The 3,493-nt window shown below is 72.7% G+C and carries 4 protein-coding genes and 1 pseudogene; 2 read left to right on the forward strand and 3 right to left on the reverse strand.

What is annotated here, in order from left to right:
- Positions 1 to 750 (reverse strand): acyl-CoA dehydrogenase family protein (locus AB0C69_RS17125; protein WP_360354333.1); only part of this gene is annotated, 750 nt, incomplete at its 3' end.
- A gap of 114 nt (positions 751 to 864) precedes the next feature.
- Here AB0C69_RS17125 and AB0C69_RS17130 point away from each other — a divergent pair.
- Positions 865 to 2,199, forward strand: a complete 1,335-nt coding sequence (locus AB0C69_RS17130; RefSeq protein WP_353835109.1) for a nucleotide sugar dehydrogenase — start codon at positions 865 to 867, stop codon at positions 2,197 to 2,199.
- 61 nt (positions 2,200 to 2,260) lie between these two features.
- Positions 2,261 to 2,680, forward strand: a complete 420-nt coding sequence (locus AB0C69_RS17135; protein WP_360354335.1) for a CoA-binding protein — start codon at positions 2,261 to 2,263, stop codon at positions 2,678 to 2,680.
- A gap of 42 nt (positions 2,681 to 2,722) precedes the next feature.
- Here AB0C69_RS17135 and purE read toward each other — a convergent pair whose 3' ends face one another.
- Together purE and AB0C69_RS17145 are read right to left on the reverse strand one after the other, a co-directional pair.
- On the reverse strand, positions 2,723 to 3,190 hold the full coding sequence (gene purE, locus AB0C69_RS17140; RefSeq protein WP_345187302.1) for a 5-(carboxyamino)imidazole ribonucleotide mutase: 468 nt from the start codon (positions 3,188 to 3,190) through the stop codon (positions 2,723 to 2,725).
- Positions 3,191 to 3,255: 65 nt separating this feature from the next.
- Positions 3,256 to 3,493: pseudogene (locus tag AB0C69_RS17145) on the reverse strand (hypothetical protein); the annotation flags it as partial.

A 3,493-nucleotide genomic window follows, 5' to 3' on the forward strand; every position in this document is an offset into this window, starting at 1 on the left:
CGTGATCCGCGTATGGTCCAACGTCGCCAGCGCCGTCTTGAACCCCGACCCCTCAGCCCCGATCATCCGATCCGCCGGAACCCGCACATCCTCCAAAACCACCTGACGCGTCGGCGACCCCTTGATCCCCAGCTTGCGCTCCTTGGGCCCGAACGACACCCCCGCATCCGCCTCCGCGTCCACCACGAACGCCGAGATCCCCCGCGCCCCCGCCGAAGGATCGGTCACCGCCATCACCGTGTAGAACCGCGACACCCCCGCATTGGTGATCCACATCTTGGTCCCGTTCAGAACCCACCCATCACCCTCACGCACCGCACGCGTCCTCATCCCCGCCGCGTCCGACCCCGCATCCGCCTCCGACAACGCATACGAGAACATCGCCTCACCCCGCGCCACCGGCCCCAGGAACCGCTCCCTCAACTCCCCCGACCCCGCCAGCAGAACCGGCACCGTCCCCAGCTTGTTCACCGCCGGAATCAACGACGAGGACGCGCACACCCGCGCCACCTCCTCGATCACGATCACCGTCGCCAGCGCATCGGCCCCCGCACCCCCGTACGATTCGGGCACGTGCACCGCATGCAGATCACCCGCCACCAACGCCTCCAACGCCTCCTGCGGGAACCGCGACTCCTCATCCACCTCCGCCGCGAAAGGAGCGATCTTGGCCTCGGCCAGCTCACGCACCGAACTCCGCAGCAGCTCATGCTCCTCAGACGGCGCGTACGAGGGAAAGTCAGCACTCATGCCGCCGATGCTACCGGCCAGTAGGCAGTGGAGGCCGACGCGGGTACCCGCCCGCAGCGGGCACGTGTCCAGTAGGGCCGCCGGTCGGCGGCAGCGAACGGAGAGGAGCAGGCCTTGTCCCACCGGCTGACGGTCATCGGAACCGGTTACCTCGGCGCGACCCACGCGGCGTGCATGGCCGACCTGGGTTTCGAGGTCCTGGGTCTCGACGTGGACGAGGAGAAGATCGCACGGCTCTCGGCCGGCGACCTGCCCGTGTACGAGCCGGGTCTCGAACCCGTGCTGCGCAGGGGGCTGGAGACCGGGCGGCTGCGCTTCACCACCTCCTACGAGGAGGTCGCGGAGTTCGGCGACGTCCACTTCCTGTGCGTCGGGACCCCGCAGAAGGCCGGGGAGTACGCGGCCGACCTGACCTACGTCGACGGCGCGATCGCGTCGCTGGCGCCGCTGCTGGAGCGGCCCTGCCTGGTCGTCGGCAAGTCGACCGTGCCGGTCGGGACGGCCGCGCGGCTCGGCGAGGCGCTCGCCAAGGCGGCGCCGGCGGGCGGCGACGCCGTGCTCGCCTGGAACCCCGAGTTCCTGCGCGAGGGCTTCGCCGTCCAGGACACCATGCACCCCGACCGGATCGTGGCCGGGCTGCCCGCCGAGCCGGGCGCCGCCGAGCACGCCGAGAAGGTGCTCCGCGAGGTCTACCGGACGATGATCGCCGAGGGGACGCCCTTCATCACCGCCGACTTCCCCACCGCCGAGCTGGTCAAGGTGTCGGCGAACGCGTTCCTCGCGACCAAGATCTCGTTCATCAACGCGATGGCGGAGGTCTGCGAGGCCGCGCACGCGGACGTGACGAAGCTCTCGGAGGCGCTGTCCTACGACGACCGGATCGGCGGCAAGTTCCTCGGCCCGGGGCTGGGGTTCGGCGGCGGCTGCCTGCCGAAGGACATCCGGGCCTTCATGGCCCGGGCGGGCGAGCTCGGCGCCGACCAGGCGCTGACCTTCCTGCGCGAGGTCGACGAGATCAACATCCGGCGCCGGATCCGGATGGTGGACCTCGCCCGGCAGCTGCTCGGCGGCTCCTTCGCCGGGCGGACGGTCGGCGTCCTCGGCGCCGCGTTCAAGCCGAACTCCGACGACGTGCGCGACTCGCCCGCGCTGGACGTGGCCGCCTCCATCCGCGCCCAGGGCGCCCGGGTGACCGTCTACGACCCGCAGGCCATGCGCAACGCGCGCCGCGCCCAGCCGACGCTGGAGTACGGCGAGTCGGCGATGTCGGCCGTCCAGGACGCGCACGCCGTGCTGCTGCTGACGGAGTGGGCGGAGTTCCGCGACATGGACCCGGCCACGGTCGCCGGGGCCGTGGCGGAGCGCAACATCGTGGACGGGCGCAACGCGCTCGACCCCGAGCGGTGGCGCGCGGCCGGGTGGAACTACCGGGCCCTGGGACGCCCGTGACGCGGGGCTGACGCGGAACCGACGCGGAACTAAAGCGGCCGCGGGCGGTGTTGTCGCGGGCATGAGCGCTGACTTCGCCGACCCGGCCGTGATCCGCCGCCTGCTGAACGAGTCGAGGACGTGGGCCTTCGTCGGCCTCGGGGACAACCCGGAGCGGGAGGTCCACACCCAGGCCCGGCTGATGCAGCAGCGCGGGAAGCGCATCATCCCCGTGCACCCGGAGGCGCGCGAGGTGCTCGGCGAGAAGGGGTACGCCTCCCTCGCCGACGTCCCGGACGCCTCCGAGGTGGACGTGGTGGGCGTCTACCGCCGCGCCGAGCACGCCGGGCAGGCGGTGGACGAGGCGATCGCGGCGGGCGCGAAGGCGGTGTGGCTGCCGCTCCAGGTGATCGACGAGGCGGCGGCCGGGCGCGCCAGGGACGCCGGGCTCGACGTCGTCATGGACCGCTGCCCCGCCGTCGAGTGGGCCCTGCGGCGCTGACCGCCCTGTCCGGCCCGCCGCCGCGCGGGCGGCGGGCGTCCCTCAGAGCCGCTCTCGCAGCCGGGCGCCCTTCGCCTTGGCCTCGCCGTAGAGGTGCCGCTGGAACACCGCCATCTTGGCGCGCAGGTCGTCGTCGTACGCGGCCAGGATCCGGACGGCCAGCAGGCCGGCGTTGCGGGCCGCGCCGACCGCCACCGTCGCGACGGGGACGCCCGCGGGCATCTGCACGATCGAGAGCAGCGAGTCCATCCCGTCGAGGTACTTCAGCGGGACGGGCACGCCGATCACCGGCAGCGGCGTCACCGACGCCAGCATGCCCGGCAGGTGCGCGGCGCCGCCCGCCCCCGCGATGATCACGCGGAGGCCGCGGGACGCCGCGTCCTCCCCGTAGGCGATCATGTCGTGCGGCATGCGGTGCGCGGACACCACGTCGGCCTCGTAGGGGACGCCGAACTCTTCGAGCGCCCTCGCGGCGCCCTCCATGACGGGCCAGTCAGAGTCGCTCCCCATCACCACGCCGACGACCGGGTCGCTCACGCGCGCCTCCTCCTCGAACTCGCTCACCGCACGGTCCCTCATCGAGCATGGTCTTTCATGGCGGGGCCCCAGCGCAGGTAGTCGGCGGCGTGCCGGGCGCGCTCGCGGACCTCGGCGAGGTCGGCGCCGAGCGCGGTCACGTGGCCGATCTTGCGGCCGGGCCGGGACTCCTTGCCGTACAAGGAGGCGGGCAGGAAGTACGGCATCCCCTGGAACGTCCTGGCGGGCGTCGGCAAGGTCGAGACCGACCACGGCAGGTCGACGATGCCGGGCGTC

This window comes from Actinomadura sp. NPDC048032 (genome assembly GCF_040653175.1).
Lineage (GTDB): Bacteria > Actinomycetota > Actinomycetes > Streptosporangiales > Streptosporangiaceae > Spirillospora > Spirillospora verrucosospora.